Origin of the sequence: Bradyrhizobium zhengyangense, from assembly GCF_022012555.1 — a bacterium.
GTDB classification, from domain to species: Bacteria; Pseudomonadota; Alphaproteobacteria; order Rhizobiales; family Xanthobacteraceae; genus Bradyrhizobium; species Bradyrhizobium zhengyangense.
Genome location: NZ_JAKLTZ010000022.1, coordinates 1 through 25,754 on the forward strand (window position 1 = coordinate 1; position 25,754 = coordinate 25,754).

Consider the following 25,754-nt stretch of genomic DNA (forward strand, 5'->3'; position numbering starts at 1 on the left):
GCATTTCGGCCGTTGATGGCGCGCTCGATCTCGAACAGGGCGTCGAGACGCTTGACCACCTCCAGCGCGATCGGAGAGACCGGTTTGCCCTTCTTGCCTTCCCGAGCATTCTTCTCGATGTCAGCCAACTCGAAGAAGCCCCGCCGCGCATGGGCCAGGCAAAATGCCGGCGCGATCGGTAGAACCTTCCTCTGCGGGTCGAACAGGGGCTCAAAGCCGCTGTAGCAGTCCGCCTGTAGGATACCGGTGAAGGTGGCCAGATGCTTCTGGGGGTGTGCGCCGCGACGGTCGCCCGAAGCGTAGTAAACCGCCGCCGGCGGCGCAGGCCCGGCGAACGGCCGGTCATCCCGCACATACGTCCAGATCCGGCCGGTCGTGCACTTGCCCTTCGCCAGGATGCGGATGGTGGTGTCGTCCCCATGAAGGCGCTCGGCCGCGAGCACATGGTGCTCGATCAGCTGGAACAGCGGCATGACGGCGAAGGTCCCGTGGCCGACCTGGTCGGCCAACGTCGACAGCGGTAAATCGATCCTCTCGGCCTTAAATCGCACGCTCTGGCGGTTGAGCGGGATATGCATACCGAACTTGTCGAACAGGATCGTCGCCAGCAGTTGTGGGCCGATGAAGCCGCGCGGGGTGGCATGGAACGGCGCAGGCGGCTGGCTGATCTTCTCGCAATCGCGGCAGGTGAACTTTTCGCGCACCGTCTCGATGACCTTGAAGCGACGCGGGATCTCCTCCAGCGTCTTGGTCACATCCTCGCCGACCTTCGCCAGCCGCGATCCGCCGCAGCAGGCACAGGTCGTGGGAGCCTCAATGACGACGCGTTCGCATTCTATGTCGTCCGGCCATGGCTTGCGCACCGGCCGCTTGCGCGTGAAGGGGCGGACGTTCTGCGTCTTCGCCGCTGCGGCCTGCGCGGCAAGCTCATCCTCGCTCGCCGTGGTGGCGAGTTCTTCGAGCTCCAATTCCAACTGCTCGATCAGGCGCGCCGTGCGCTCGGAGCGCTGCCCGTGCAGTTCGCGTTTGAGCTTCTCGATCCGTAGCTCGAGATGCGCGATCAGCGCCGCGTTATCCGACAGCTCCGCCTGCGCGCTGGCAGCCATCGCTTCGGCTCGTAGCCGTGCCTCACGCTCGGCTTGCAGCGCGGCCAACGCACTGACAAGGTCCGACGGGAGGTCGTCCGGCTTCGATATCATGGAGCCATTGAATCAGATCGAGCGGCAGATTCAAACCCAAAACCGTTATCCGACCCGCGTCGGACGCTGGGTTTCTTGCGGGGTGCGCCAATCGATTCCGGACAACAGATAGCTCAATTGCGCCGACGAGATCGTCACTGCTTCGCCTGCAACCGATGGCCAGATGAACCTTCCTCGCTCGAGTCTTTTGGTAAAAAGGCATGCTCCCTGGCCATCGTGCCAGATCAGCTTCACAAGATCGCTGCGGCGACCGCGGAAGACAAACAAATGACCGCTAAGCGGGTCCTTGCGCAGCACCTCCTGCACTTGGAGAGCCAACGACGGAAAGCCTCGGCGCATGTCCGTGTAGCCGGTCGCGAGCCACACTCGCGCGCCAGTCGGAACCGGGATCATCGGCGGACCAAAGCATCGAGAACGCGACGTAGCGCGTCTCCGTCCACATCGCCATCGACCCGGATGCGGTGCCCACTACCAAGGTCGATCTCGATGATGCCTTGGCTCTTCCGCCGACGCGCCGGCGCCAATGGCACTTCGGCAACCTCCCGCGGCGGCATAGACGGCCCGATCTCGACAGGCACGAACGGCGCTACACTCGCTTCACCATGCTTGCAAAGCTCCTTACGCCACCTGAACAGCTGGCTCACATGAAGCCCGGCCACGCGAGCCACCTCGGAAACATTGGCACCGGTCTCGAGCGACGCTGCAACAAGCCGTTCCTTCTCATCCTGCGACCACCGGCGCCGCCGCTCGACCGATGTGATCACCTCCGCCCTCGAAATCGTCATAGCGCTTCTCCTAGGATTACCCCTAGGACCTGCAGCGTTCGCCTCCGTCAAACAAGGCGGCCTTCCTCGTAGGCGTACGCAACTCCCCACCGCCGAGCATCTTGAGTGCGCCCTCATGGGCCTTCGTCATCAGCGCGTTCCTCTGCCTGCATAGCGAGCAGTCACAGGTCGCGGGTTCGGCGATGTCTGACATCAGCCTGAATGTCACCGCGCCGCAGTGGCAGGCGCCTCGATAGGTCGGCATGCTTGTTTCTTGCTGCTGCTGACCTCGAGCATTGGTGAGACGAAAGGTCCCGCGCAACAGAGGATTGCTCGCAGGACAATGTTTGGTGATCGCGAGACTCACCACGGGGTTGTGATCATTCAGCCATGATCGGCCGCTAGCTGGGACTCACAGAGTTCATGCGGAGTTCATTTCGGGTTCCCTAGTTTCTGACGGTCAGACCTTCCACGGCCCAAACTTCCGCGATCGAAACAGCCATCCCCCTCAGGAGGAGACTTTCATGCCAGCATTGCTTCGTCCCGCCCTCACCGCGTTCGGCGTCGCGTGCCTTGTGTCCGTAACCGCGCTCGCCTCCTCCGGCACCGCGTTCGCGCAAGCCAAGCAACAGCCCGCACCGGCGCAGCAGGCCGCCCCCGCGCAGGCTCCGACGCTCAAGCAGATGGCGCTCACCGACAAGCAACTCGACGGCGTGCTTGCCGCACAGAAGGACATGGATGCGATCACGGAAAAGCTGCCGGAGAACACCGCGCCCGACGCGAAGGTGATCGCCCAGCTCGACGGCGTCGCCAAGAAGCACGGCTTTGCCAGCTATGACGACTACAACAACGTCGTCGACAACATCAGCCTCGTGCTCGGCGGCTTCGATCCCGCAACCAAGAAATATGTCGGCAACGACGCCGTGATCAAATCGCAGATCGCGCAGGTCGAGGCTGACAAGAAGATGCCGGCCAAGGACAAGAAGGAAGCGCTCGACGAGCTCAACCAGGCCTTGAAGACCCCGGCGCCCGCGGTCGAGAACAAGGCCAACATCGATCTCGTCGGCAAGTATTACGACAAGCTCGTCGCAGCGCTGGGCGACGATCAGAATTGAGGATGTGGCGCGCGCCTAAGCAAAGGTGCCGTAGGGTGGGCAAAGCGGAGCGTGCCCACGACTTTTGTCCGAACCAATAAGAACGTGGGCACGGCGCTGTCGCGCCTTTGCCGACCCTACGAGACCGTCATCGCCGCAACTACAAGAAGCCCCGGAGACCTCTCCGGGGCTTTCGTCGTTTGATCGCTCACAGCGCGCGGGCCATTACGTCCGCATCCGCATCATGAAGCTGTCGAAGCTCAGCTCTGCCACCTGCATCCAGGCCAGCGATTTGTTGCGATAGGCCAACAGGGGTGAAGGTGTCACGCGAGGCGCTCTCGACCGCAGCCCGATCGTGCTTGGTCGGCCCCCCTGCCGCTCTATGTTGCGCTGCGAACGCCAAATCCATGGCCTTGCGGGTCTTCACTGTCGGTCCGTCCCCCAAATTGCATAATTCAAATGCTCGGGGCATCCTGATTCCATGACTTTGATTTTCATTCTCGTGGCAGTCATTGCCGCTGTTGCGCTGACGGAACGGAACGTTGAACATCTGCCGTTCGCGATCGCGGCGCTCCTGTTCAATGCTGCCCTGTTGCTGCTGCTTCTTGCCGATGTCGAGAGGGCGATCCTGCTGTCCGGCATGCTGGCGGTGGCAATCGCCGGCATATCCTCAGTCAAGTTCGACCACAGCGCACTCAAGCTGACCGTCTCTGATTTGCCCCTGGCGTTTGCGGGCACGGTCCCATTTTTTGTCTTGCAATACCCGCGCATGATGCTGGGCGTTCTGGCAGGAAGCGCGCTCTTCGCCTTCGCTTCGGGCGCGGTTCTGCTCTATGCGGCGGGGTCTCCCGTTCCCGCCACATTGCGGGTTCTCTTGTTCCTTCTGGCGCTCATCGGCTTTGCCAAGGCTTCCGCGTCAAAGGGCGTTGCGTCCTTGCGGCTTACTCTGACGCAAGGGCGGTGCTTCTACGCGACCTTCATGGCCTCGCTGGTCGACCCCGCTTGCTGGCGACAGTTCGGCGCGTTGGCGCTGAGCGATATCGCGAGCGAGCCACTGCCCTTGAGGGAGGCGGTGCCAGCGCGTTCCACCTGTTCGCCCGACATTATCGTGATCCAGCACGAGTCCGTCTTCGACCCGCGTATTTTCGGCCTGCCGGTCGAGTCGAGTGTGGAGGCTTTCCTGTCCCCGCCAGGTGCGGAATTTGGCCACCTGAACGTCGACATCTTTGGTGGAGGGTCGTGGCAAACCGAATTCAGCCTGCTGACCGGTCTTTCAAGCGCCAGCTTCGGTTCGAGCGCCTACTATCTCTTCAAGAAGGGCGCCGGCCGTTTTCATAGCAGCTTGCCGCGTTCCCTGGCGTCGCTCGGCTACAAGACGACACTGATATCCAGCTGCCGCCGCGGATTCCTCAGCTACGATAAATTCTACGGCTCGATCGGCATCGACGAGCGCATCTTCGTCGACGAACTTCCTCCGCCATTCGATACCAGGCGTTTCGAGGCAACAAATTCCGATGCAGTGTTTCTGGATGCGGTCGTCAATGCCTATGCCAAGAGGGTCGCTCACGACCAGACACCGAGATTCCTTTATGCGCTGACCAATTTCAATCACGGTCCGCACAGCAGGCAGCTGGTGCCCTCAGGTCGACTCGAGAAAGAACGCGCCTTTGCCAAGGCCAGCCTCCCCAATGCCGAATACGCCGAGTACTACACGCGACTGGCAGAGACCGCGTCGGCCTGGCAAGCCGCCAGAGCCAAGCTGGCAAGCAGCTTTCCTGACCGGCCTGTCCTCATCGTGCATTACGGGGATCATCAACCCGTGCTGACGAAGCAGATCGATCGACAGCTGAAACGACCGGGAGATGGGCGGAGAGCGTTTCGTACCTTCTACGCGATTGAAGCCCTCAATATCCCGCACTTCAGCCCCGGACGAGGCGCCGACCTCGATATCGCCTTCCTTGGCACTGTCGCCCTGCAACGGGCCGGCATTGCGCTCGATCCGATATTTGCCACCCGCGCGAGCTTGCTGGATGACTGCCGGGAAGCTTACTTCGCATCAGCCTCCGAACGGAAACGTCGTTTCCATCGCACGCTTGTGGATCTGGGGCTCATAGACCTGGGGCCGAGCGCCCGGCAAGCTCGTTAAGCTTGCCGCGCTTTCTCCGTTCCCTCCCCCCTTGTGGGGGAGGGTCAGGGAGGGGGGTGCCACACGGGGACGCCATCCGTGGCGCCCCCACACACACGACACATCTTCAACAACCGGCACCTTTTCCTGGGCTACTCCTCTCCCTAGCCCTTCCCCACAAGGGGGGAGGGAATGCACCTTCGTCGGCGCGCCAGTCGAATCTCATCCATCAGACTTTTGTGTTTTCACCTTCGATCCAGAAGCTCGCGAATCTTCAGCGCCAGCCTTGCCTGAGTGACGGGCTTTTCCAGCAGATCGACCCCCTCGTCGAGGCGCCCCTGGTGAACGACTGCGTTGCGCGAGTAACCGGTCATGTAGAGAATCTTCAGCTTGGGCCTGACCTGCTGCGCGCGCCGTCCCAGCTCACGACCATTGATGCCGGGCATGACGACATCGGTCAGAAGCAGATCCAGGTGCTGATCCTCCTGCAATAAAATGGTCATGGCGGCCTGCGCGCTGCCGGCAGCCAGGACCCGATAGTTGAGATCGCGCAGGACGTCCGAAACGTAGGTCCTGAGATCGACATCGTCTTCGACGACGAGAATGGTTTCTACAGCGGCGCCTTCCGCTACGAACTCGTCCGCATCCTCGGAGCTGGGCTGCGCACTGCCCGCGTGACGCGGGAAGTACATCTTGATGCTCGTGCCTTCCCCGACCTCGCTGTAGATCTTCACATGTCCGCCGGACTGTTTGACGAAGCCGTAGACCTGGCTCAGGCCAAGACCGGTCCCCTGTCCAGGCTCCTTGGTCGTGAAAAACGGCTCGAACGCGTGATTGAGGACCTCCGGCGTCATGCCGCTGCCGGTATCGCTGACGCTGATGACGACATATTGGCCGGCTGCGAGCTCCGGGTTCGCACGCGAATAGTCTTCGTCAGCGGAGACATTGGCCGCCTCGATGGTCAGCTTCCCGCCGTCAGGCATCGCATCACGGGCATTGATCGCAAGGTTGACGATGGTCGATTCCAGATGGTTCACGTCCGCCTCGATCTGCCAGAGGCCGGCGCCGCCGACCGTCTGCACTTCGATGCGCTCACCCAATGTGCGCTGAAGGAACTCCTGGAGCCCACTCAGGAAGCCGTTGAGGTTGATCGGCTTTGGGTCGAGCGCCTGACGGCGCGAGAAGGCGAGCAACCGAGATGTCAGCGCCGCGGCACGTTGCGCGCCGCGCTTCGCGTTTGCAAGCGCGCGATGGAGGTTCGGTCCTCCGACATTGCGGCTGTTGCGTTCTGCATTCTCGAGATTTCCCAGCACGATCATCAGGAGATTGTTGAAGTCATGAGCGATGCCGCCGCTGAGCTGTCCGACCGCTTCGAGCTTCTGGGATGCAACCAGTTGCTCCTGGACCCGCTGAAGCTCGTCCTGGGCCTGCTTCCGCTCGGTGAGATCGCGCGTGACCTTCGCAAAGCCGATGATCGTGCCGCTTTCGTCGGTAATCCTGTCGATGACGACAGAGGCCCAGAAGCGCGTGCCGTCCTTGCGCAACCGCCAGCCCTCGGATTCGAACCGCCCTTTTTCGGCGGCCTCCCTCAGCGCCAATTTCGGCACGCCCTTTTCAAGATCCTCTGGCGTGTAGAAGGTGCTGAAATGTCGGCCGATGATCTCCTCCGGCCGATACCCCTTGATGCGCTCGGCGCCGGGGTTCCAGGTCGCGACATTGCCGGAAGGATCGAGTTGAAAAATGGCGTAGTCGACGACGGCTTCAACGAGGCGGCGATATCGTCGCTCGCTTTCCAGGAGGTCGTTATGGGCCTGTTGCCGCTCGGTGATGTCTCTCGTCACCTTCGCGAACCCGACGAGACCGCCTTCCTCGTCACGGATGGCGTCGAGAACGACGAGCGCCCAGAACCGGCTGCCATCCTTTCTGACGCGCCAGCCTTCGGACGCAAAGCGTCCTGTCTCCGACGCGGTGGCCAGCGCCTTGGCGGGTAGGCCCTTCTGCCGATCTTCAGGCGTGTAAAAGGTCGAAAAAGGCTTTCCGATGATCTCGTCGGCCACGTAACCCTTGAGCCGTTCAGCGCCCTTGTTCCAGGTCCTGATCAAGCCGTTGGTATCGAGCATGAAGATGGCGTAATCGACGATCCCGTTAATGAGCAACTCAAGGCTTCGGGGATCCGCGGCGGCGGTTGTTTTCATTCAACGAGGACTCTGGAGGCGGAATGGAGATAATTCGCCACCACTTGACAGGTTCCCGCGGAATAGTGATCCCGCCGGTTCCAGGGAAGCGTGTCCTCATGGCTTAAGCTTCGGCCGCCGCCAACCAAAAGGGCAGCTCATTCAGCGGGTGCGGACTGATCCAAAGCCGGGCGAGCGTCGTATAGCAGACGGAGGCCCGAATGGAGCGCGACAACGTCCTGCAATTCCCCTGTCCCGATCACGGTCTGTCATCAGATGAGTTCGTCTCCGAGCTCACAAGGCTCTGTGATGAGCTGGCATCGGAATTCCCGGGTGGGAACGAATTTGGCGCGTTTGACGAGCAGCTGATGCGCATCGAGAAATCGAGCATCCTGCTGGCAAGCATCAGTCAGCTGGTGTCACGGGGTGGCGACCGCCTGCGGGCAGCTGAGTCATTCGAGCGGATCATGCGTTCAGTAGCCGAGCTTCGCTCCGAAATCGAGGGATATGGATCGCTCGAAGAGCCCGTTTGTAAGCTCACTCGAGGTCCGGCGGATCAGCCGCATCCGACCATCAGTCAGTTTGATTCGATCAAATCCGAATCCCAAGAGACTCTCTCATTCACCTCTTGACAGTCACGCTGACCTCTCCTCCGACGTCAGGTTTGAACCAAGAACGCTACAGCTCCGAAAGATGGGTACGAAGCCGGCCTGTGAGACCGTCCTTTGCGTCCGACCTCACGCGATCTCTGCCAGCGCGACGGATAAGCCATCCATCCAATGAAATTGGTCCCGCGCCACCGATCGCAAGGCTGATCAGACCGGCAAGATAGAGAAGGATGTGCTCGTAACCCACCGGGCCGAACTTCACTCCGTCCGGAGAAATACCCGCGAGCTTGACGGAGAAGAAGCCGTAATGGAGATGGACCGTGAAGAGCGCAGCCAGCAACACGACCGACAACGGCACGCTCGCCGCTGCGACGAACGCGCCGCACAGCACGCAGAGGCCTCCAATCAGTTCGGTTACCGTGGTAGCCCAGGCAAAGAACAGCGGAAGAGGCACATTAAGGGCGTGCAGGAAGGCCGCGAAGCTCTCGGGGCCGCGGCTCAGCTTCGCCCACCCATGGATGATGAAGCCATAGCCCACGATGAGGCGAAGCGGCCATGCGCTCCAGCCCGAAAGATTGCCGGCCAGTTTCGTCCAGCCGGCGATCAAGAAGCGTTGGCGGTCCGATGACAATGCACTCACGAGGTCCATCCTGATTCTTGTGCTTGAGTGCGCACCGATCGCTCTACAGGCTTAAGCGGATCTTAAGGGCAGGTCCTCCGTCACCAGGTCAGGAAGCGCCGGCCGCCGTAATAGCCGCCCGCCGCGGTCGTCGACATCGCGATCGGATACCACGTGATCACGAATAGCGGACTGTCATCGAAGCAGTTGAGCGCATAGAACGTGGCAGCGATCGCGCCCGCGGCGAGACCCGCCACTGCGCCGGTCAATCCCGGATCGCACGAGGCTCCGCTACGCAGCAGGATGAGGAAACATGTCAGCGGAGCCAGAGCCAGAACCGGAATCAGCGTCATGCAGTTCACCGAGTTCGAACCGACCAGGCGAACCATCCACAGCGAGGGGGGCACGAGATCGAGCTCGAACGCCGTCGCCGCAAGCAACAGGCAAAGCGGCACCATGAGTACTTCGAACCGGCATCGGCGCCACATTGCAGGCGCGGCCAACCGGTAGGCCAGCGTCGTAGCTGGCACGGCAAGTGCAAGTGTAACCACGAATTTGAACAGAAACCGCCAGGTCTCGGCCGCGGCCGCAATGTCCGGCCTGGGACCGATCGCTGCAAAGAAAACTACAGCGTCGAAGGCGACCCCCGAGGCGGTGGCGTAGACGAAGGAGCGAAGAAAGGAGCGCCGCGGGCCGATGTCGGCCACCAGTGCGTTGATGAGTTGCTCCGTTTTCATCGCCCTGTGCTCCTGCGATGTGCAAGCTCCGGTCTCACGACGTCTTGGTCACAAAGCGGAGGACCGCGCTGGATCGCCGAGTCCGGACGGGGGCCTTGTCCGAAGGCAACGGCCACACGATCTCGGCGCGCAGTCCGCTGCGGTCGCCGCGGTTGACGAGATTAAGTCGGGCCCCGTTGGCTCGCAGAGCCAGCTCGACGATTGACAGCCCCAGCCCACTGCCGCTGGGGCGCTTCAGACGGCCGCGGAAGAAGCGACGTGTGACGAGTTTCAGTTCGTCCGGCGGGATCCCGGGACCTTCGTCCTCGACGGCGATCACGAGCGCGTCGGCATCGCTGTTGACGCGCCAGCGCACCAGGCCGGAGTCAAAAGTGTGTTCAACAGCATTCTCATGCAGATTGCGTAGTGCTACCGCGAGCAGTGCCGCGTTTGCCGTTACCGTCGTCCTGCTTAATGCCGGCTCGATCTCCACGCGGATGCGGTCATGGCCCCGGGCGGCGTCAACGATCTCGTCGATGGCGGCTCCGAGATTGACGGCGGCGTCTGGTCGTGCGTCGTGGCGGGCATCGAGATCCGCCATTGCCAGCAATTGCCGAACGAGCCGCGTGGTGCGGTCGACCGCAATGAGGATCTGCCGCAGCGCCCGCTCGCGCGCCGGCGGATCGCTGGCGCTGATCGCGACTTGCGCCTGGGTCCGCAGGCCTGCAAGCGGCGTGCGAAGCTCGTGGGCTGCAAACGCCGTAATCTCGCGCTCATGTTGCCGCGCGCTTTCGACCTTCTCGAAGAGCGCGTTGAGGGCGGCCGTCATCGGCAGGATCTCGGGCGGGGCCCGATCCGCCTGCACCGGGCTCATGTCATCCGCGCCGCGGGTCTGAAGTTCGCGCGCAAGCGTGCGTAGCGGCCGCAAGCCGCTGGAGAGGCTAGACCAGATCAGGAAACCGAGCAGTGGAACGATCAGCAGCGTCGGAGTAAGAAGCCCCTTGATGATGCCAGCGACCAGATGCTCGCGAATGCCGAGGCGATCGCCGACCAGCACGCGGATGCCCTTGTCGGCATCCTCGACGGTGAAGACGCGCCAGCTCTCGCCGTCGATGTCGCGTTGGGAGAAGCCGCTTTCGGTATCGCTGAGTCTGGCGCGCGGTGCCCCACTCGACCGCGCGACCAGACGGCCGTCGAGCGACCATATCTGGCAGGAAAGCTGGCGCTCGTAGATCGGTATTCCGTCAAGCGCGTCGTGGCTTGCCTCAGGGGTCGCGACGCCCTTGGTTGGCACGAGCGAAGCCACCATGCGCGCGGCTTCCTGGAGCCGGGCGTCGAGCACACTTTCAACCTCATGCTTTGTGCCGACATAGATCCATCCGATGGCGAACAGCCAGATCACGCCTGTAGCCGCCACCAGGATCAGGAAGAGTCTCGTCCGCAGCGACATCATTATGCGCCCACCCGGATGCGGTAACCGATTCCGCGCACGGTCTCGATCGCGTGTCGTCCGAGCTTGGCGCGGAGCTTGTGGATGTGGACCTCCACAGTATTGCTCTCGATCTCCTCTTGCCAGCCGTAGAGGCTGGCCTCCAGCGCGTCCTTGGAACGCAGCACGCCTGGCCGCTCCATCAGCGCCTGCAGCACGGCGAATTCGCGCCGCGACAAGCTGACCCTCTCGCCATTCGCGGCCGCCGACATGGTGGCAGGATCAAGCACGATGCCGTTGCAGGACAGCAGCGGCGAAGCCCGCCCATTTTGACGCCGAGCGATGGCGCGCAGCCGCGCGCCGAGTTCATCCAGGTCGAACGGCTTGCCGAGATAGTCGTCTGCACCCGCATCGAGGCCCTTGACGCGATCGGCGATTTCGTCGAGCGCGGTCAACAGCAGCACCGGCGTGCGGTCGCCGGCCGCCCGCAGGTCGGCGAGCAGATCGAGCCCAGACCCGTCCGGGAGCATAAGGTCGAGAACGAGAGCATCGAATTCGCTGCCTGCCAGCGCGGCACGTCCGTCCGCGCAGCTCTCCACAACGTCGAGCGTAGCGCCGAACATGCCGAGCCCGGTCCGCAAACCATCTGACAGGACAGGATCGTCTTCGACGACGAGAATACGCATGGCTTTGTCCTCTGCCGTCAAGCCCGTCGCCCTTCAGCCTTAAGGCTGGCTTAAGGTGAGCTCGCCAGATCGACGTTCGCAATCAGGCGAGGCTTTCCATGTCTTACGTGCGGACGATCTGGTTTGTTACCTTTCTCCTTCAGGCCTTTTGGCTCGGCGCGGCCGCGGCGGGACCGAAGCCACCCGACGAGGCCTTCAGATTCGACGTCACACAAGGTGAAGAGGAAGGTGTCGAGCTCTTCTGGTCGATTGAACCGGGGTACTATCTTTATCGTGACCGGATCGCGGCAAGCCTCGGTGGCGAGGCGCTCAAGGTCGTGACCACACGGGGCGAGACCAAGGACGATCCAACCTTCGGACCGACCGAGGTCTACCACCACCAAGCGACCGCTCTTATCAACGCGCTGCCGGAAACCGGCGAGCTTCACGTCACCTATCAGGGCTGCGGCGAGAATACGATCTGCTATCCGCCGATCACGAAGGTCATCGACCTCGCAACGTTGATCGTTCGCGATGCCGACGATAGAAAGGAGGAGATGCGTTCGCTGTCCGCGTCGGCGGCCGAGGATCCGGCGCCTACGGTTCCTGGTGACGTTTCGCCTGCCAGTGCGACCACACCTGATCTGGGCGGCAGCCTCCTTCCGACCTTGCTCGCCTTTCTCGGTTTCGGAGTGCTGCTCGCCTTCACGCCGTGCGTTCTTCCCATGGTGCCGATTCTGTCGGGCATGCTGACGCGCTCTGCTGAGAAGCTATCGCCGGCGCAGGGCTTTCTGCTGTCCGCATCCTACGTGCTCGCGATGGCAAGCGCCTATGGCGTGCTCGGAGTTTTCGCCGCCTGGTTCGGTGGCAACCTTCAGGCGATCTTGCAGACTCCGGGCGCCGTCGCCCTGATGAGTCTGATGTTCGTGATGTTGGCTCTCTCGATGTTCGGATTCTATGAGCTGCGGGGACCGCATGCGTGGAGCGCGCGGCTGACGCTCGGGGCGGGCCGCCCAGGATCGATCGGCGGGGCAGCGCTGCTCGGTTTCACCTCCGCTCTCATCGTCGGTCCTTGCGTTACGCCGCCGCTGGCGGCGGCCTTGGTCTATATTGCGCAGACCGGAAAAGCGATGCGCGGCTCGGCGGCACTGTTCTCGCTCGGTCTAGGCATGGGCCTGCCGTTGCTGGTGGTTGGGGCCTTCGGAGCGACAGCTCTGCCCAAGTCCGGGCCGTGGCTGGTTCGTGTCAAGCAAGCGTTCGGCATCGTCTTCATCGGCGTCGCAATCTGGATGATGTCACGGATCTTGCCACTGCCCTTGATCGCAATCGCGTGGGGAGCGTTTTTCGTCGGGATCGCATTTTGGCTCGGGTGGCCGCAACCGGACAGCGCCCGATCCACGCCGCACTGGGGACGTGTGGCGTCCGCAATGGCAGCCGGTACGCTCGCGATCTATGGTGGGCTTGTGACCATTGGAGGCATCACCGGATGGTACGCGCCTCTGCAGCCATTCGCATGGGCGGGTGTGACCCTGCCCATCTCCGCATCTGGCCTCGAATCCGACGGCTTTCAAACGATAACCAATGAGCATGATCTCGACACGGCCATCGCCACCGCCAGTGTGGAGGGGCGCCCCGTCCTGATCGATTTTTCGGCCGAGTGGTGCACTGAGTGCCGGTTGATGGAGCGTACCGTCTTCGCGGATGAGGCGGTGCGCCAGCGGCTGAGGACGCTGCGTCTGATCCGGGCCGACATGACACGGTACAACCTCGCGAGCAGGAGGCTCATGGAGCGGTTCGAGGTGGTTGGCCCTCCAACGCTGGTCTTTCTCAACGCCACAGGCCGGGAAGTCGACGGCACCAGAACGATCGGCGCGACCGCCGTGCGCGACCTCCTGGACAAGATCTCCGTAGCCGAACGCGGTTAACGCAAGCATCTCCTGGAGCAACACATGAGTAAAGCAGTTTCCCGCTCGACCTTCCTCCGCCTTGCCGGAACCGCCGCGCTATTGCTCACCAAGACCTTCGCGCGCAGCGCTGAAAACGAAATCACAAGCGAGATGATCCTTGCTGATCCCGAAGCGCCGACAGCGGGCAATCCTGAAGGCGATATCACGATCGTGGACTTCTTCGACTATAATTGTCCGTTCTGTAAGGATGCCGCCGTTCATCTCGAGCGTCTCGTGAAGGCGGACGGAAAGATAAAACTCGTCTACAAGGACTGGCCGGTGCTGGCCCCAAGCTCGATCGTCGGCGCTAAGCTCGCGCTTGGAGCAAGATACCAGGATAAATATCTCGCTGCGCATCACGCCCTGATGAGTGTCCCCGGCTACGGAATTCCGCAGCAGCAGATGATCGACGCAGTGCGTAACTCCGGCGTCGACATGAACCGCCTCAATGCCGACATCAAGGCAAACGACGCGGCTATCACCGGTCTGCTCAAGCGAAACCTGGCGATTGCCGACGCGGTCGGCTTCCAGGGAACGCCGGGCTTCCTCGTCGGCCCCTACAAGGTCAATCAGGCGCTCACATACGACGGTTTCCAGCACGTCGTGGCCGACGCCCGCGCCAGGCAAGCCGGTCAGAAGGCCGATTGACGCAACTAAACTCGAGAACTCCAACTTATGCTCGCAAATTTTCAGAGAATCGCCAGGACACTCTTCGTGGCGATCGCACTTCCCTTGACCGCGGCAGGATGCGTTACAACCGATGCGCCCCGCCTTGCCGAACGCGATTCGGCCGGCGCAGGGCATTATGCGGCGATACCCTCGGAGAAGTTCACCGTCGATGCGATCGACGTGTCGTCGGTCGACCCGCGCTTTCTGCGCCAAGTCGTCGATTACCGTACGACGGAGCCCCCTGGAACGATCGTAGTCGATCCGCATAATCGCTTTCTGTACCTCGTCAAAGAAGGCGGCAGGGCCGTTCGCTACGGAGTCGGGGTTGGTCGCGCCGGCCTCGAATTCACGGGCACGGCGAACATCCAGCTCAAGCGGGAATGGCCGCACTGGACCCCGACCGAGGCGATGATCGCGCGTGAGCCGAAGCGCTATACCAGATGGGCGGGCGGCATGGACGGCGGAGAGGGTAATCCGCTCGGCGCACGAGCGCTCTATCTGTTCAGGGACGGACAAGACACCCGCTATCGCATCCACGGCACGACCGAGCCGGAATCGATTGGAAAGGCGGTCTCGTCCGGATGCATCCGCATGATGAATCAGGACATCATTGATCTCTACGGGCAGGTGCCTCTGCACACGAAAGTCGTGGTGCTCTAGGAGCTTGTCATTCGTCAGGCCAGTTGGAATTTTGCAGGACTACGCGATATCCATCGCAGTCTTCGAACGTGACGCCGTGTGTTTCCCAGAAGGGATTGAAAGGCTGAACCGGACAATAGCCGTGATGCTGCATGCGCGAGACAGCCGCTTCCCACTCCGATCTCAGGGGAAAATAGAAGACGAGGAGGTTCTCTTTGCTCGGTGCCCTGCCCGCATCGTGGCCGTGTGCCCGGGTAAACTCAAGATGACAGGATTCTCCGGTGCGCCCCAGCATGACGCCGTCGAAACCCTCGTGTTGTTCAAAGCGATAAAGCTCGCTGAGTCCAAGCCCGACCTTGTAGAACGCGATGACTGCGTCGAGATCGTTGGTGGGACGCGCGATACGAAGCAAAGTCTGGGCTTTCATGCGATTTGCTTTCCTGGGCTGAGCTTAACGAACGCCGCCTCCATCGCCTTGCGCGTCTTGATCGTCTCGCTGTTCGCGTCGAACTCGACGTCGCTCCAGCGCACGATCTCGCCATGGGCGACGTCGTGCTTCAGCTTGAGCCGATGGGCGAGGCCGATCGGCAGGGCACCGGCCTTCAGGCTCGTGGCTGCCGGCACCAGCTTGCCCCATACGGTGTAGCCGCCTTCGCCGTCGAGCATTTCGCCAGCGCGCAAGTTGCGCTTGGCGACCGCCGCGACGTCGCCGCGGAAGCCGTATGGCTGGCCGGTCGGCTCGCCTCGTAGCGCAGCCGACAGCACCGAGATGTTCAGCTCGAGCCCGATCAGATGATAGGGCTTGTACATCGCGGCAAAGCGCCCGCTGGCGTCGGTCTTCAGGCCATACTGCCTGAAGCAGTCGGCGGCGTAGTCGTTCGGCGCCTCCAGCACGACATAGACGCCCCAGCGCAAATCGCGAAACACCGGCCGGCCGTCGCGTTCCAGCGAAGAGACGACCTCGACGACGCCCGACCGCTCCAGCACGCCGCCGCGCGACCGCGGCCGCATGATGTGCGGCAGATCGTCGACACCGCAGGGCGGAAACAGAAGTCCCTCCGAGGGCACGTCGAGGGCGCAAGCATTTGCGATCGCGGCCATCTCGATCGCCGATTTGGTCCCGTCGAGGAAGGAGTTGAACATCTGCGGGTTCATGCCGGCCGACTGCGCTTCGCCGGCGGTGAGACCATAATGCTGCCAGACGCCGTCAGGCGTCACGTCGTGATAGGCAGGCAGATATTTCGTTCCTTTGCCGGCGGCGACGACGCGAAAACCTGTGGCGCGCGCCCAGTCGACCATCTCGGCGGTCAGCGCCGGCTGGTCACCATAGGCGAGCGAATAGACCACGCCTGCCTTGCGCGCTTCCTCGGCCAGCAGCGGGCCTGCCAGTACGTCCGCCTCCACGTTCACCATCACGATGTGCTTGCCCGCCGCGATTGCCGCGCGCGCGTGACGGATTCCGACGGCGGGATTGCCGGTCGCCTCCACCACCACATCCATCGCCCCGCCGGCGATGGCGCGTGCGCCGTCATCGGTGAAGACGGTTTTGGCGATGCGCTCGGCGTCCCAGCCGACGGTGCGGCAGGCCTCGCGCGCGCGGTCGCGGTCGATGTCGACGATGATAGGCACTTCGAGCCCCGGCGTGTGTGGCACCTGCGCGAGGAACATCGAGCCAAATTTGCCGGCGCCGATCAGCGCGACACGGACAGGTTTTCCGGCGGACGCGCGGGCCTGGAGGAGGCGGAAGAGGTTCATGTTGGAAATCCGTAGGTGCAACAATCAAAGGTCGTCGTCATTCCGGGGCGCGCGAAGCGCGAGCCCGGAATCCATCCATCCACAGTCTCTGCGGCCCAATTGATTCCGGGTTCGCGCCCAAGGGGGCGCGCCCCGGAATGACAGATCACTCCGCCGCCTGCCGCGGCGCTCTTGCAAGCCGTACCAGCGCGTCATCAGCCACCGTCTTGATCGGCGTGAAATCGCGGTGCGCGATATACTCCGGCCGCGTCGGGGTGCGGATGTAGTTCGAGACCGCGTTCAGCGTCAGGTACACGATCTTGCGCGGATACGGCGTGATGTTGCCGCTCGAGCCATGCACGAGATTGCCGTGGAACATCAGCATGCCGCCGGGCTTGCCGGTCGGCGCGACGATGCCGCCCTGCTTGACGAGGCGCGTCACCGTGTCCTCGTCCAGCGTCCACAGCGGATAGGAGGTGGTGGCGAGGTCATGGGAGGCTTCGAGATCGCCGGCGTCCTGGCTGCGCGGCACCAGCATCAAGGGACCATTGATCGGCATCACCTCGTCGAGGAAGATCGCGATGTTCATCGCGCGGGGTTCCGGCATGCCGTCGTCGCGCTTCCAGGTGCCATAATCCTGATGCCACTGCCAGACGTCGCCGGTGAAGGCCGATTTCGCGTTGATCTTGAACTGGTGCATGTAGACAGGCTCGCCGAACACCTGCTCGACCGGCTCGATCATGCGCGGATGCGCGCCGAGAATGCGGAAGGCCTCGTTGTAGAGATGCGCGGCAAAGGCCGTGCGCGGCGCGCCGCTCTTCTCGCGCCAGACCTCCGGCCGGTTGGTATCATAAATGCCGACCGCCTCGCGCGCGAGGAGATCGACCTCCTCCTGGGTAAACAGTTCGGGCAGGAACAGCCAGCCCTCGCGTTGGAAGAACTCCAATTGCTCCTGGGACAGTTTCATGGGTCGTCCTCCTGTATTGTTCTTGTTGTCATTCCGGGGCGCGCGAAGCGCGAGCCCGGAATCCATTCATCCTCAGTCTCTGCCGTCCGATGGATTCCGGGCTCGGTCCTGCGGACCGCCCCGGAATGACGGCGCGTGTTGCAGCTACGCCGCCACCTCGTCCGTCGCCCTCAATCTCTCCTCAGTCATCCGTCCCGCCGTCTGCGCGTGGGCCAGCGCCGCGCGCTCGGCCGCGTCAGCGTCGCCTGAGAGAATGTGCTTGGCGATATCGGCGTGTTCCGCCCAGGCGCTGCCGCGATAGTCGAGCTCGGACAGCACGGTTGCCATCGAGCGGCGCATATGCGGCCATTGCGGCGTGATCGTTTCCTCGATCACGGGATTGCCCGCGAGCTGGTAGATAGCGCGGTGGAATTCGACATCGAGCGCGATCAGATCCGTGAGCGCAGTCTTGCGATCGATGCGGCGTCCGGCGGCGAGCGCCGCCTCAAGCCGCGCGCGACCGGCAGCATCAGTTGCGGCACGCTGGGCTGCAAGCCGGGCCGCGAGCGCGTCGATGGCGCCGCGCACCTCGTAGAGCTGACGAATGCGCGCGGGATCGAGCTGGGTGACTTCAAAGCCGCGCTTGCCGCTTTCGGCGACGAGGCCCTGACGATGCAACAGATGCAGCGCATGCGACACCGGCTGGCGCGACACGCCGAGCTTGTCGGCGAGCTCGTTCTGCCGGATGCGCTGGCCGGGCTGAAGCGTGCGATCCGAGATCGCCTCCAGGATCCGGGCGTAGACCTGGTCGATCAGGCTCGGGAGCGGGTCGAGAGGAATCACGCCGGCGGGCTCCGAAAAGGGAATACAGAATTCCGTATGCGAAGATATCGTTAGAGGGCGAGCCCGTCAATATTGTCTTTTTTGGTCGCGTAAGCCTTTGATTCTATTAGAGCGGTCTACTGTGCATGGGGTTGTTTCGGTGGATAGGGCCGCCTCAGCTCTCCAGCACCTCCACATCCAGCGCGGCAACCCGCTCTGCATCGGCCATGGCCTCAATCCCGGCGATGCGGTCCCCGTTGAAGGTAAGGCGCAGCGCGATGCGCAGATGTCCGCCGAGGATGACAGCGACCCCGATCGCGCCATCGACCAGCGCGGTGCGCGCCGCCTGGGCGCGACCCTTGTAGAGTTGCGCAATCGCCACCGCGCCGCGGACCTCCGGCGGCGAGCCCAGCCGCACCACGGCGTCGTCGGCGCGCAACACGACATCGGGGTCGAGCACCGCCAGCAATCCTTCGAAATCGCCTTCGCGCGAGGCCTTGAGAAAAGCATCGACGATCGTGCGCTGATGCGACAGGTCAGCCTCCGGCACCGGTACGCCCTGCACGCGTCGCCGCGCGCGGCTTGCCAATTGCCTGGAGGCATCGACCGAGCGCCCGACGATCGGCGCGATCTCCTCGAAGGGCACTGCGAACATGTCATGCAGCACGAAGGCGAGCCGCTCCGCCGGCTGCAAGGTCTCCAGCACGACCAGCAGCGCCGCGCCGACGGAATCGGCCATCTCCGCCTCCCGCTCCCGCGTCTCGTCGACCGGCTCGGGTACATGCGGGCCCATCGGATCCTCCTTGCGCGACTTGCGCGCGCGCAGCATGTCGAGGCAGATGCGGGCGACCACGGTGGTCAGCCAGCCTCTCAGGTTCGCGACGTCGGACGTGTCGCTGCGGCTCAGCCGCAGCCACGCCTCCTGCACGGCATCGTCGACCTCGCCGCGCGAGCCCAGCATCCGGTAGGCGACGGCGCGCAGATGGTCGCGGTTGGCCTCGAACTGCAGGGTCAGAAAATTTTCTTCGGTCATCGGTCACAGTCCCTCGTCGCGATCCGTCATGCCCAAGACGAAGCCAATCCGGCAGATGTGACCGGAACCTTCGAAATTCGATCTATGGAGACGAGACATGATGACGCCCGCATGAATCACCCGGTGATGGTCCTGCCCGAGGCCATGAACCTCCTTCAAGCCCTCGCCAACCTCACCAAGCAAGGCCTGCCGGAAAAGCTCCTGGAACTGGTGCATCTGCGCGCCAGCCAGATCAACGGCTGCAGCGTCTGCGTCGACATGCATCCCAAGATCGCCCGCAAGCTGGGCGAAACCGACGAGCGATTGTTCGCAGTCTCCGCCTGGCGGGAGGCGCCCTATTTCTCCGACGCCGAACGCGCCGCGCTGGCGCTGACGGAGGCGGTCACGCGCGTTGCCGATCGCGAGGATCCGGTGCCGGACGCGATCTGGAACGAGGCCGCCAAGCATTTTGACGAGCGCGAGCTCGCAACCCTGATCCTCGCGATCGCGACGATCAACGTCTGGAACCGGCTGAACGCGACCATCAAGATGCCTGTCGGCGTCTGGAAGGTGTGAGGCCTTTCCCTGTATGCGAGGCGAGAGCTACTCCGTCAGGAACCGGCTCACCGCCTCGCCAAACTCCAGCGGCGCCTGCTCGAACATCCAGTGTCCAGCATTGGGAATCACCGCCGTCTTGCTACCGGCGATGTGCGCGGCCAGCACGCGCCACATCACCGACAGGCTGCCGGTGGTGGCGCCGCCGCCGATCAGCAGCGTCGGCGTCTTGATTGCCTGCGCATCGCTGAGCGTGTAAGGCCGCCGCTGCTCATTGATCTGGCCGAGGAAGGTCAGCGTGTTGTCGCGCAATTGCTGCTTGGCCGTCGCCGGCACGCGCCGCCACGAGCCGTCGCCTTCGATGCCTTCATAGAAATTTTGCAGCGCGCCTTCGATGTCGCCGGCGCGGATCATCTCGACCGAGCGTATCGTCTTCGCCGCGAGCGGTGGGTAGGCAGGCGTGCCTTCCGGCACCGGCAGGCTGGCGTCGAGATCGCCGCCGGGCTCGGCCAGCACAAGTTTTCGCAACAGCTCAGGCCGCGCCTGCGCGACGCGGAAGGCGATGTGCCCGCCGCGCGAATGGCCCATCAGGTCGACTGGTCCGGGTTCGACCTGTTCGATGAAGGCGATCACGTCAGAGACGTGCTGCGCCATCTTGTAGTCATCGCCGACGGCGTCCCAATGTTCAGGGAAGAAATGCCGCAGGCTGACCGCGATCACGCGATGATTGGCCGATAGCGGGCCGAGCACCGAATACCAGGTGCGGAAATCCCCGAGCGTGCCATGCACGCAGACCAGCGGATGGCCCTCGCCGACTTCGAGATAGGCCATGTCGTAACCGTTGACGCGGAAGCTCTGCATGATTCAGCTCGCCAGAAAGTCGAGGACGACTTCGGAATATTTCTGCGGCGCCTGCTCGAACATCGGATGCGTCGCGTTCGGGATGATCGCCGTCCTGGAATAGGGTACGTGTGCCGCGAGCGCGTGCAGCACTTTCGGCAGCAGGCCCTTGGTCCGCGCGCCCAGGATGAACAGCGTCGGCATCAGAATCGCCTCCGCATCCGCTTTGGAGAAAGGCGGGCGGTTGTCGCGGACCTGGCCGATCAGCGTGTACGCGTTGTCGCGCAGATTCTGCTTCACCATCGCCGGCAGCCGCGGCCAGGTGCCGGCGCCCTCCAGCGTGTCGACGAACACGGCGAGACCGCCATCGACATTGCCGGCTGCGATCTTCTCGGCCGAAGCCGTGAAGCGCGCCAGCAGCGGCGACGGGCCGCCAGCATAGTCGGGATCAAGGCTCGCATCGAGCTCGCCGCCGGGCTCGGCAAGAACGAGCCGCCGCAGCAGATCAGGCCGCTGCTGCGCCACGCGGAAGCTGATGTGGCCGCCGCGGGAGTGGCCCATCAGATCGACCGGGCCGAGGTCGAGCTTCTCAATGAAGGCGATGACGTCACTAACATGCTGGACGATCGAATAGGTATCGCCGACGCCATTCCACTTGGCCGGAAAGAAGTGCCTCAGGCTGGGGACGATCATCCGGTGCCGCTGCGTCAACGGCCCGAGCACGCAGCCCCAGACGCGGAAGTCGGAGAGCGAGCCATGCACGCAGACCAGCGGCGGCCTGTCTCTGTCCTCGCCCACGTCGAGATAGGGCATGTCGTATCCAAGGACGTGGAGGCTTTGCATTCTCGGCTCGCGGAAAGGTGTGCGGAACTCCTGTGCAAGATTCCCGGAAACCGGGTGGATCGCAACTATTTCCAAGCCTAGATTTAGACCGAGATCACATTGGGGGCATGCGAGAGGACGCAAGCCAGGAACCAAGCCATGACCGACCAGCATTTCGCCCTGTTCGACACCAGAATCGGCCTCTGCGCCATCGCCTGGGGCCCGCGCGGCATCAACGGCACGCAGCTTCCGATGGGCGGCGAGCAGAAGATCCGCACCCGGATCAGCCAGCGCCATGCCGACGCCACCGAGGCGGAGCCGACTCCCGAGGTGCAGCACGCGATCGACCGCATGACCAAACTGCTCGCGGGCGAACGCGACGACCTCACCGATATCGAGCTCGATCTCGACGGCGTTCCCGAGTTCAACCGCGGCGTCTACGAGATCGCCCGCGCCATCCCGCCCGGCAAGACCATCACCTATGGCGACATCGCCAAGCAGCTCGGTGGCGTCCAGTTGTCGCGCGACGTCGGCCAGGCGCTCGGCCGCAACCCCTGTCCGATCATCGTGCCCTGCCACCGTGTGCTCGCTGCCGGCAACAAGCCCGGCGGCTTTTCGGCGAATGGCGGCGTGGTGACGAAGCTGAAGATGCTCGAGATCGAAGGCGCGCTGGTGAACCACACGCCGAGTTTGTTTGATTGAGCCTTAAATCTTCGCCGCGGTTTTCGGCCAGTACTTGTCGCGCAGATGCCGCTTCACCAGCTTGCCCGTCGGCGTGCGCGGCAGCTCGGCTTCGAAATCAATCGAGCGCGGGCATTTGATGGCGGAGAGGCGGGTCTTGCAGTAGGCGATCAACTCGGCCTCGAGCTGCTTGCCGGCGCTCTTCATGTCGTGCGGCTGCACCACCGCCTTGACCTCTTCGCCCATCTCCTCGTTCGGCACGCCGAACACGGCGACGTCGGCGATTTCGGGGTGCGTGATCAGCACGTCCTCGGTTTCTTGCGGGTAAATGTTCACCCCGCCCGAGATGATCATGTAGGACTTGCGGTCGGTGAGGAACAGGAAGCCGTCCTTGTCGAGATAGCCGACGTCGCCGAGCGTCGACCATCCCTTGGCGTTGTAGGCCTTCTTCGTCTTCTCGGGGTCGTTGTGATAGGTGAAGGCTGGCGCGTCGGCGAAATACACCGTGCCGATCTCGCCAACCGGCTGCTCCTCGTCGTTCTCGTCCAAAATCTTGATCTTGCCGACTACGGCGCGGCCGACGCTGCCGCGATGCTCCAGCCATTGCTGCGAGTTGCAGACGGTGACGCCGTTGCCTTCCGAGCCAGCATAATACTCGATCAGGATCGGCCCCCACCATTCGATCATCTTGGCCTTCACGTCGACCGGGCAGGGTGCGGCGGCGTGGATTGCGCCCTTCAGCGTCGAGACATCGTATTTGGCGCGGACCTCGTCCGGCAGCTTCAGCATGCGCACGAACATGGTCGGTACGAGCTGGGATTGGGTGACCTTGTACTTCTCGACGAGCTTTAAGAATTCCTCGGCGTCGAAATGCTCCATGATGATGGAGGTGCCGCCCAGCACGATCGCCATCATGTTGAAGCGCAGAGGAGCCGCATGATAGAGCGGTGCCGGCGACAGATATGTGCTCTCGGCATTCATGCCGCACATGTCGGCGCAGAGCACGCGCAGGAATGCGTTCGGCACCTCAATCTTGTTGCCTTCGAACGCTTTCTTTATGCCCTTGGGTCGGCCGGTCGTGCCCGACGAATACAGCATGTCGTAACCGGCGACCTCGTCCGCGATCGGCGTGGTCGGTTGCGCCGCTGCCTCTTTGTCGTAGGAGCGGAAGCCGGGCAGGGGCTCGTCGACCATGTAGAAGATCGGTTCGCCCGGTGCGCCCTTGACCAGGTCCTTGATCTGCTCAGCGCATTTCGGCGTGGTGATCACGACCTTGGCGCCGCAATCGCCGATGATGTAGTCGATCTCGTCCTGCTTCAGGTAGCGGCTGATCGCGGTGTAATAGAGCCCGCTGCGTTGCGCGGCCCAGCAGATCTCCATGAAGGCGAGGCGGTTCTCCATCAACAGCGCGATGTGGTCGCCGGCTTTCAAGCCGAGCGAGCGGAACAGCTGCGCGCCCTGGTTCGAGAGTTCGTCGAGCTCGCGATAGGTGATCGCCTTGCCGGTCCCGGCCATCTGGTAGGCGATCTTGTCAGGCGTGCTCTTCGCGTAGATGGACGGATGCGTCATGGCGTTTCCTAAAAAAAAGAGGCGAGCGGTGAATGGCGATAGGGGCGGAAGCCACTCCCCATCACCAGTCACCACTCGCCATTTGTTCTTCGCTTTTCTTCTTACAGTCGTTCGACGATCGTCACGTTGGCCATTCCGCCGCCTTCGCACATGGTCTGGAGACCATAGCGCTTGCCGCGCTGGTGCAGCGCGTGGACCAGCGTCGTCATCAGCTTGGTGCCGGAGCCGCCGAGTGGATGACCGAGTGCGATGGCGCCGCCATTGACGTTGAGGCGCGCTGGATCGGCACCGGTGGTCTTCAGCCAGCCCGTCGGCACCGAGGCGAAGGCCTCGTTGACCTCGAACAGGTCGATGTCGTCGACCTTCATGCCGGCCTTCTCCAGCGCCTTCTTGGTGGCGTGCAGCGGCGCATCGAGCATGATGACGGGATCGCCGCCGGTCATGGTCAAGTGGTGGATGCGTGCGAGCGGCTTCACACCGAGCTGCTTGAGGCCGCGCTCGTTGACGACCATGACGCCCGAGGCGCCGTCGCAGATCTGGCTGGCGCTGGCGGCAGTCAGCTTGCCGTTCTCGGCGATCAGCTTGACGCCCTTGATGCCTTCGAGCGTGGCGTCGAAGCGGATGCCTTCGTCGATGTGGTGGGTGTCCTTGCTGCCGTCGGCTCTGACAATCTCGAGAGGCACGATCTCCTTCTTGAAGTGACCCGCCTGGGTGGCCGCAATTGCGCGCTGATGGCTCTGGAACGAATATTCGTCGAGGTCATCCTTCGACAGCCCATACTTCTCGGCCATCATCTCGGCGCCGGTGAACTGGCTGAATACGATGTTCGGATATCTCGCCTCGATGCCAGGGCTCTTGTAATTGCCAAAGCCGTTCTTGGCAGGCAGCTGCGAGGACAGGCCCATCGGCACGCGCGTCATGGATTCCACGCCGGCCGCGATCACCACGTCCATGGTGCCGGACATCACGGCCTGTGCTGCAAAGTGCAACGCCTGCTGCGAGGAGCCGCACTGACGGTCGATCGAGGTGCCCGGCACGCTCTCCGGCAGCTTCGAGGCCATGATCGCGTTGCGCGCGACGTTGTTGGACTGCTCTCCGACCTGCATCACGCAGCCCATGATCACGTCCTCGACCAGCGCGGGATCGACCTTGGTGCGATCGACCAGTTCGTCCAGCACCTTGGCAGCGAGATCGGCCGGATGCCAGCCGGCGAGGCGGCCCCCCTTGCGCCCGCCCGCGGTACGCGCAGCGGCGACGATATAAGCCTCGGCCATTTCGGTCTCTCCCATGATTGTTCTGAATTGGGTTTTCGGGGTTTTAAGGGCCGGGATATCGTTTAGTCAATCGATCAATTAACTCTTGTGGGGAGGCGCTGCTTGGGCTTATCTGCGGCCCGCTTGAGGCGACGAGGACAAGGGATCTCCGTGACTACCAGTGTACCGAGCAGGCTCCCTAGCGGAAGAAATTCCACGGCAGAGAAATTGCTCGTGGCCGCAAGCGAGTTGATGATCGAACGCTCCTCGATCGAGATCTCGCTCTCCGACATTGCCCAGAAGTCAGGCGCCAACGCAGCGCTGGTCAAATATCATTTCGGCAACAAGGACGGCCTGCTGCTGGCGCTGCTCGCGCGCGATGCCGCGACCGAAATGTCCAATCTCGAATATCTGCTGGCGCAGCCGATTACAGCGACGGCAAAACTGAAGCTGCACATCGCCGGCATCATCCGCGCTTATCACCGGTTCCCTTACATGAACCGGCTGATCCATTATCTGCTGCACGAGAGCGTTGCCGGCTCCGCCGATGAAGTCTCGAAATTCTTCGTCGCGCCGCTGCTCGACTTTCATCGCCGCCTGCTCGACGAAGGCGTCAGCCGCGGTGAATTCCGACAGACCGATCCGGTGTTGTTCTACACCAGCCTGATCGGCGCTTGCGATCATCTGTTCTTCGGCCGGCACGCGATGTCTCGCGCGACCGGCGTCGGCCCGGTCACCGACGAAGTCTGCCGGCAATACATCAAGCACATGGAAACGCTGATCTGCGGTGGCATCCTCACGCAAGCCGAGGAAGCTGCTGCCGCCGGATAATCCGGCCAGGACTCATAAGTAAGTCTAGAGAAGAAACGCCCA

At 62.9% G+C, this 25,754-nt stretch carries 27 protein-coding genes; 9 read left to right on the forward strand and 18 right to left on the reverse strand.

The features are described from left to right. The 4 genes from tnpC to L6639_RS43760 all read right to left on the reverse strand — a co-directional run. On the reverse strand, window positions 1-1,199 hold a 1,199-nt coding region (tnpC, locus tag L6639_RS38390), incomplete at its 3' end, for an IS66 family transposase (RefSeq protein WP_237866561.1). A gap of 45 nt (window positions 1,200-1,244) precedes the next feature. Further along, on the reverse strand, window positions 1,245-1,565 hold the full coding sequence (gene tnpB / locus L6639_RS38395) for an IS66 family insertion sequence element accessory protein TnpB (RefSeq protein ID WP_430644539.1): 321 nt from the start codon (window positions 1,563-1,565) through the stop codon (window positions 1,245-1,247). A 23-nt stretch (window positions 1,566-1,588) separates the two neighbouring features. Beyond that, window positions 1,589-1,963 carry an IS66-like element accessory protein TnpA gene (gene tnpA, locus L6639_RS38400; RefSeq protein WP_188108385.1) on the reverse strand — a complete coding sequence of 125 codons (375 nt, stop codon included), beginning with the start codon at window positions 1,961-1,963 and terminating at the stop codon, window positions 1,589-1,591. Window positions 1,964-2,006: 43 nt separating this feature from the next. Further along, entirely contained in the window at window positions 2,007-2,228 is a 222-nt protein-coding gene (locus tag L6639_RS43760) for a GFA family protein (protein WP_476727270.1), read from the reverse strand. A gap of 259 nt (window positions 2,229-2,487) precedes the next feature. On the opposite strand from L6639_RS43760, the gene L6639_RS38405 reads away from it, so the two are divergent. Together L6639_RS38405 and L6639_RS38410 are read left to right on the forward strand one after the other, a co-directional pair. After that, window positions 2,488-3,078, forward strand: a complete 591-nt coding sequence (locus L6639_RS38405) for a hypothetical protein (protein ID WP_237866563.1) — start codon at window positions 2,488-2,490, stop codon at window positions 3,076-3,078. A gap of 460 nt (window positions 3,079-3,538) precedes the next feature. After that, the gene (locus tag L6639_RS38410; RefSeq protein WP_237866564.1) at window positions 3,539-5,203 is read left to right on the forward strand and encodes a sulfatase-like hydrolase/transferase; all 1,665 of its coding nucleotides are present in this window, start codon (window positions 3,539-3,541) and stop codon (window positions 5,201-5,203) included. A gap of 224 nt (window positions 5,204-5,427) precedes the next feature. On the opposite strand, the gene L6639_RS38415 is transcribed toward L6639_RS38410, so the two are convergent. Next, window positions 5,428-7,377: a hybrid sensor histidine kinase/response regulator gene (locus L6639_RS38415; protein ID WP_237866566.1), complete on the reverse strand. Its 1,950-nt coding sequence runs from the start codon at window positions 7,375-7,377 to the stop codon at window positions 5,428-5,430. 200 nt (window positions 7,378-7,577) lie between these two features. Here L6639_RS38415 and L6639_RS38420 point away from each other — a divergent pair, with 200 nt between their 5' ends. Then, window positions 7,578-7,988 carry a hypothetical protein gene (locus L6639_RS38420; protein WP_237866567.1) on the forward strand — a complete coding sequence of 137 codons (411 nt, stop codon included), beginning with the start codon at window positions 7,578-7,580 and terminating at the stop codon, window positions 7,986-7,988. Window positions 7,989-8,034: 46 nt separating this feature from the next. On the opposite strand, the gene L6639_RS38425 is transcribed toward L6639_RS38420, so the two are convergent. From L6639_RS38425 to L6639_RS38440, 4 genes are all read right to left on the reverse strand, one after another. After that, entirely contained in the window at window positions 8,035-8,571 is a 537-nt protein-coding gene (locus L6639_RS38425; protein WP_237866568.1) for a DoxX family protein, read from the reverse strand. Between the two features lie 113 nt (window positions 8,572-8,684). Beyond that, window positions 8,685-9,320 carry an NrsF family protein gene (locus tag L6639_RS38430; protein WP_237866569.1) on the reverse strand — a complete coding sequence of 212 codons (636 nt, stop codon included), beginning with the start codon at window positions 9,318-9,320 and terminating at the stop codon, window positions 8,685-8,687. A gap of 34 nt (window positions 9,321-9,354) precedes the next feature. Beyond that, window positions 9,355-10,752 (reverse strand): ATP-binding protein, encoded by a 1,398-nt coding sequence (locus L6639_RS38435; protein WP_237866571.1) that lies wholly within the window; start codon window positions 10,750-10,752, stop codon window positions 9,355-9,357. Further along, a complete protein-coding gene (locus tag L6639_RS38440; protein WP_237866573.1) occupies window positions 10,752-11,414 on the reverse strand; it encodes a response regulator in 663 nt (220 codons plus the stop codon). The genes L6639_RS38435 and L6639_RS38440 overlap by 1 nt, the downstream gene beginning before the upstream one ends. A 98-nt stretch (window positions 11,415-11,512) precedes the next feature. Here L6639_RS38440 and dsbD point away from each other — a divergent pair, with 98 nt between their 5' ends. Genes dsbD through L6639_RS38455 form a run of 3 tightly spaced genes read left to right on the forward strand, consistent with a single transcriptional unit; the run spans window position 11,513 to window position 14,668 of the window. After that, window positions 11,513-13,318 (forward strand): protein-disulfide reductase DsbD, encoded by a 1,806-nt coding sequence (gene dsbD, locus L6639_RS38445; RefSeq protein ID WP_237866575.1) that lies wholly within the window; start codon window positions 11,513-11,515, stop codon window positions 13,316-13,318. Window positions 13,319-13,342: 24 nt separating this feature from the next. Continuing rightward, window positions 13,343-13,987 carry a DsbA family protein gene (locus L6639_RS38450; protein ID WP_237866576.1) on the forward strand — a complete coding sequence of 215 codons (645 nt, stop codon included), beginning with the start codon at window positions 13,343-13,345 and terminating at the stop codon, window positions 13,985-13,987. A gap of 27 nt (window positions 13,988-14,014) precedes the next feature. Then, complete coding sequence (locus L6639_RS38455; protein ID WP_249798528.1) at window positions 14,015-14,668, forward strand: L,D-transpeptidase; 654 nt, start codon at window positions 14,015-14,017, stop codon at window positions 14,666-14,668. Window positions 14,669-14,675: 7 nt separating this feature from the next. Here the strand turns inward: L6639_RS38455 and L6639_RS38460 are convergent, their stop codons facing one another. The 5 genes from L6639_RS38460 to L6639_RS38480 all read right to left on the reverse strand — a co-directional run bounded on the left by L6639_RS38460 (window position 14,676) and on the right by L6639_RS38480 (window position 19,182). Next, window positions 14,676-15,074 (reverse strand): VOC family protein, encoded by a 399-nt coding sequence (locus L6639_RS38460; RefSeq protein WP_237866579.1) that lies wholly within the window; start codon window positions 15,072-15,074, stop codon window positions 14,676-14,678. After that, window positions 15,071-16,402, reverse strand: coding sequence for an NAD(P)H-dependent oxidoreductase (locus L6639_RS38465; protein ID WP_237866580.1), 1,332 nt, complete (start codon window positions 16,400-16,402; stop codon window positions 15,071-15,073). The genes L6639_RS38460 and L6639_RS38465 overlap by 4 nt, the downstream gene beginning before the upstream one ends. A 145-nt stretch (window positions 16,403-16,547) precedes the next feature. Continuing rightward, window positions 16,548-17,348, reverse strand: coding sequence for a phytanoyl-CoA dioxygenase family protein (locus tag L6639_RS38470; protein ID WP_237866581.1), 801 nt, complete (start codon window positions 17,346-17,348; stop codon window positions 16,548-16,550). Window positions 17,349-17,492: 144 nt separating this feature from the next. Continuing rightward, the gene (locus L6639_RS38475) at window positions 17,493-18,170 is read right to left on the reverse strand and encodes a GntR family transcriptional regulator (protein WP_237866582.1); all 678 of its coding nucleotides are present in this window, start codon (window positions 18,168-18,170) and stop codon (window positions 17,493-17,495) included. 154 nt (window positions 18,171-18,324) lie between these two features. Next, window positions 18,325-19,182 carry a sigma-70 family RNA polymerase sigma factor gene (locus tag L6639_RS38480; protein WP_237866583.1) on the reverse strand — a complete coding sequence of 286 codons (858 nt, stop codon included), beginning with the start codon at window positions 19,180-19,182 and terminating at the stop codon, window positions 18,325-18,327. 84 nt (window positions 19,183-19,266) lie between these two features. Between L6639_RS38480 and L6639_RS38485 the strand changes: the two genes are divergently transcribed. After that, entirely contained in the window at window positions 19,267-19,737 is a 471-nt protein-coding gene (locus tag L6639_RS38485) for a carboxymuconolactone decarboxylase family protein (protein WP_237866584.1), read from the forward strand. Between the two features lie 27 nt (window positions 19,738-19,764). On the opposite strand, the gene L6639_RS38490 is transcribed toward L6639_RS38485, so the two are convergent. Both L6639_RS38490 and L6639_RS38495 read right to left on the reverse strand, forming a co-directional pair. Continuing rightward, window positions 19,765-20,577, reverse strand: a complete 813-nt coding sequence (locus L6639_RS38490) for an alpha/beta fold hydrolase (protein ID WP_237866585.1) — start codon at window positions 20,575-20,577, stop codon at window positions 19,765-19,767. A gap of 3 nt (window positions 20,578-20,580) precedes the next feature. Continuing rightward, window positions 20,581-21,399 (reverse strand): alpha/beta fold hydrolase, encoded by an 819-nt coding sequence (locus L6639_RS38495; protein WP_237866586.1) that lies wholly within the window; start codon window positions 21,397-21,399, stop codon window positions 20,581-20,583. Window positions 21,400-21,537: 138 nt separating this feature from the next. Between L6639_RS38495 and L6639_RS38500 the strand changes: the two genes are divergently transcribed. Continuing rightward, a complete protein-coding gene (locus L6639_RS38500; RefSeq protein ID WP_237866587.1) occupies window positions 21,538-22,080 on the forward strand; it encodes a methylated-DNA--[protein]-cysteine S-methyltransferase in 543 nt (180 codons plus the stop codon). Between the two features lie 3 nt (window positions 22,081-22,083). On the opposite strand, the gene L6639_RS38505 is transcribed toward L6639_RS38500, so the two are convergent. Continuing rightward, entirely contained in the window at window positions 22,084-23,628 is a 1,545-nt protein-coding gene (locus L6639_RS38505; RefSeq protein WP_237866589.1) for an acyl-CoA synthetase, read from the reverse strand. 101 nt (window positions 23,629-23,729) lie between these two features. After that, the gene (locus L6639_RS38510) at window positions 23,730-24,902 is read right to left on the reverse strand and encodes an acetyl-CoA C-acetyltransferase (RefSeq protein ID WP_237866590.1); all 1,173 of its coding nucleotides are present in this window, start codon (window positions 24,900-24,902) and stop codon (window positions 23,730-23,732) included. Window positions 24,903-25,109: 207 nt separating this feature from the next. Between L6639_RS38510 and L6639_RS38515 the strand changes: the two genes are divergently transcribed. Then, window positions 25,110-25,712, forward strand: coding sequence for a TetR family transcriptional regulator (locus L6639_RS38515; protein WP_237866594.1), 603 nt, complete (start codon window positions 25,110-25,112; stop codon window positions 25,710-25,712). Window positions 25,713-25,754: the final 42 nt, after the last annotated feature.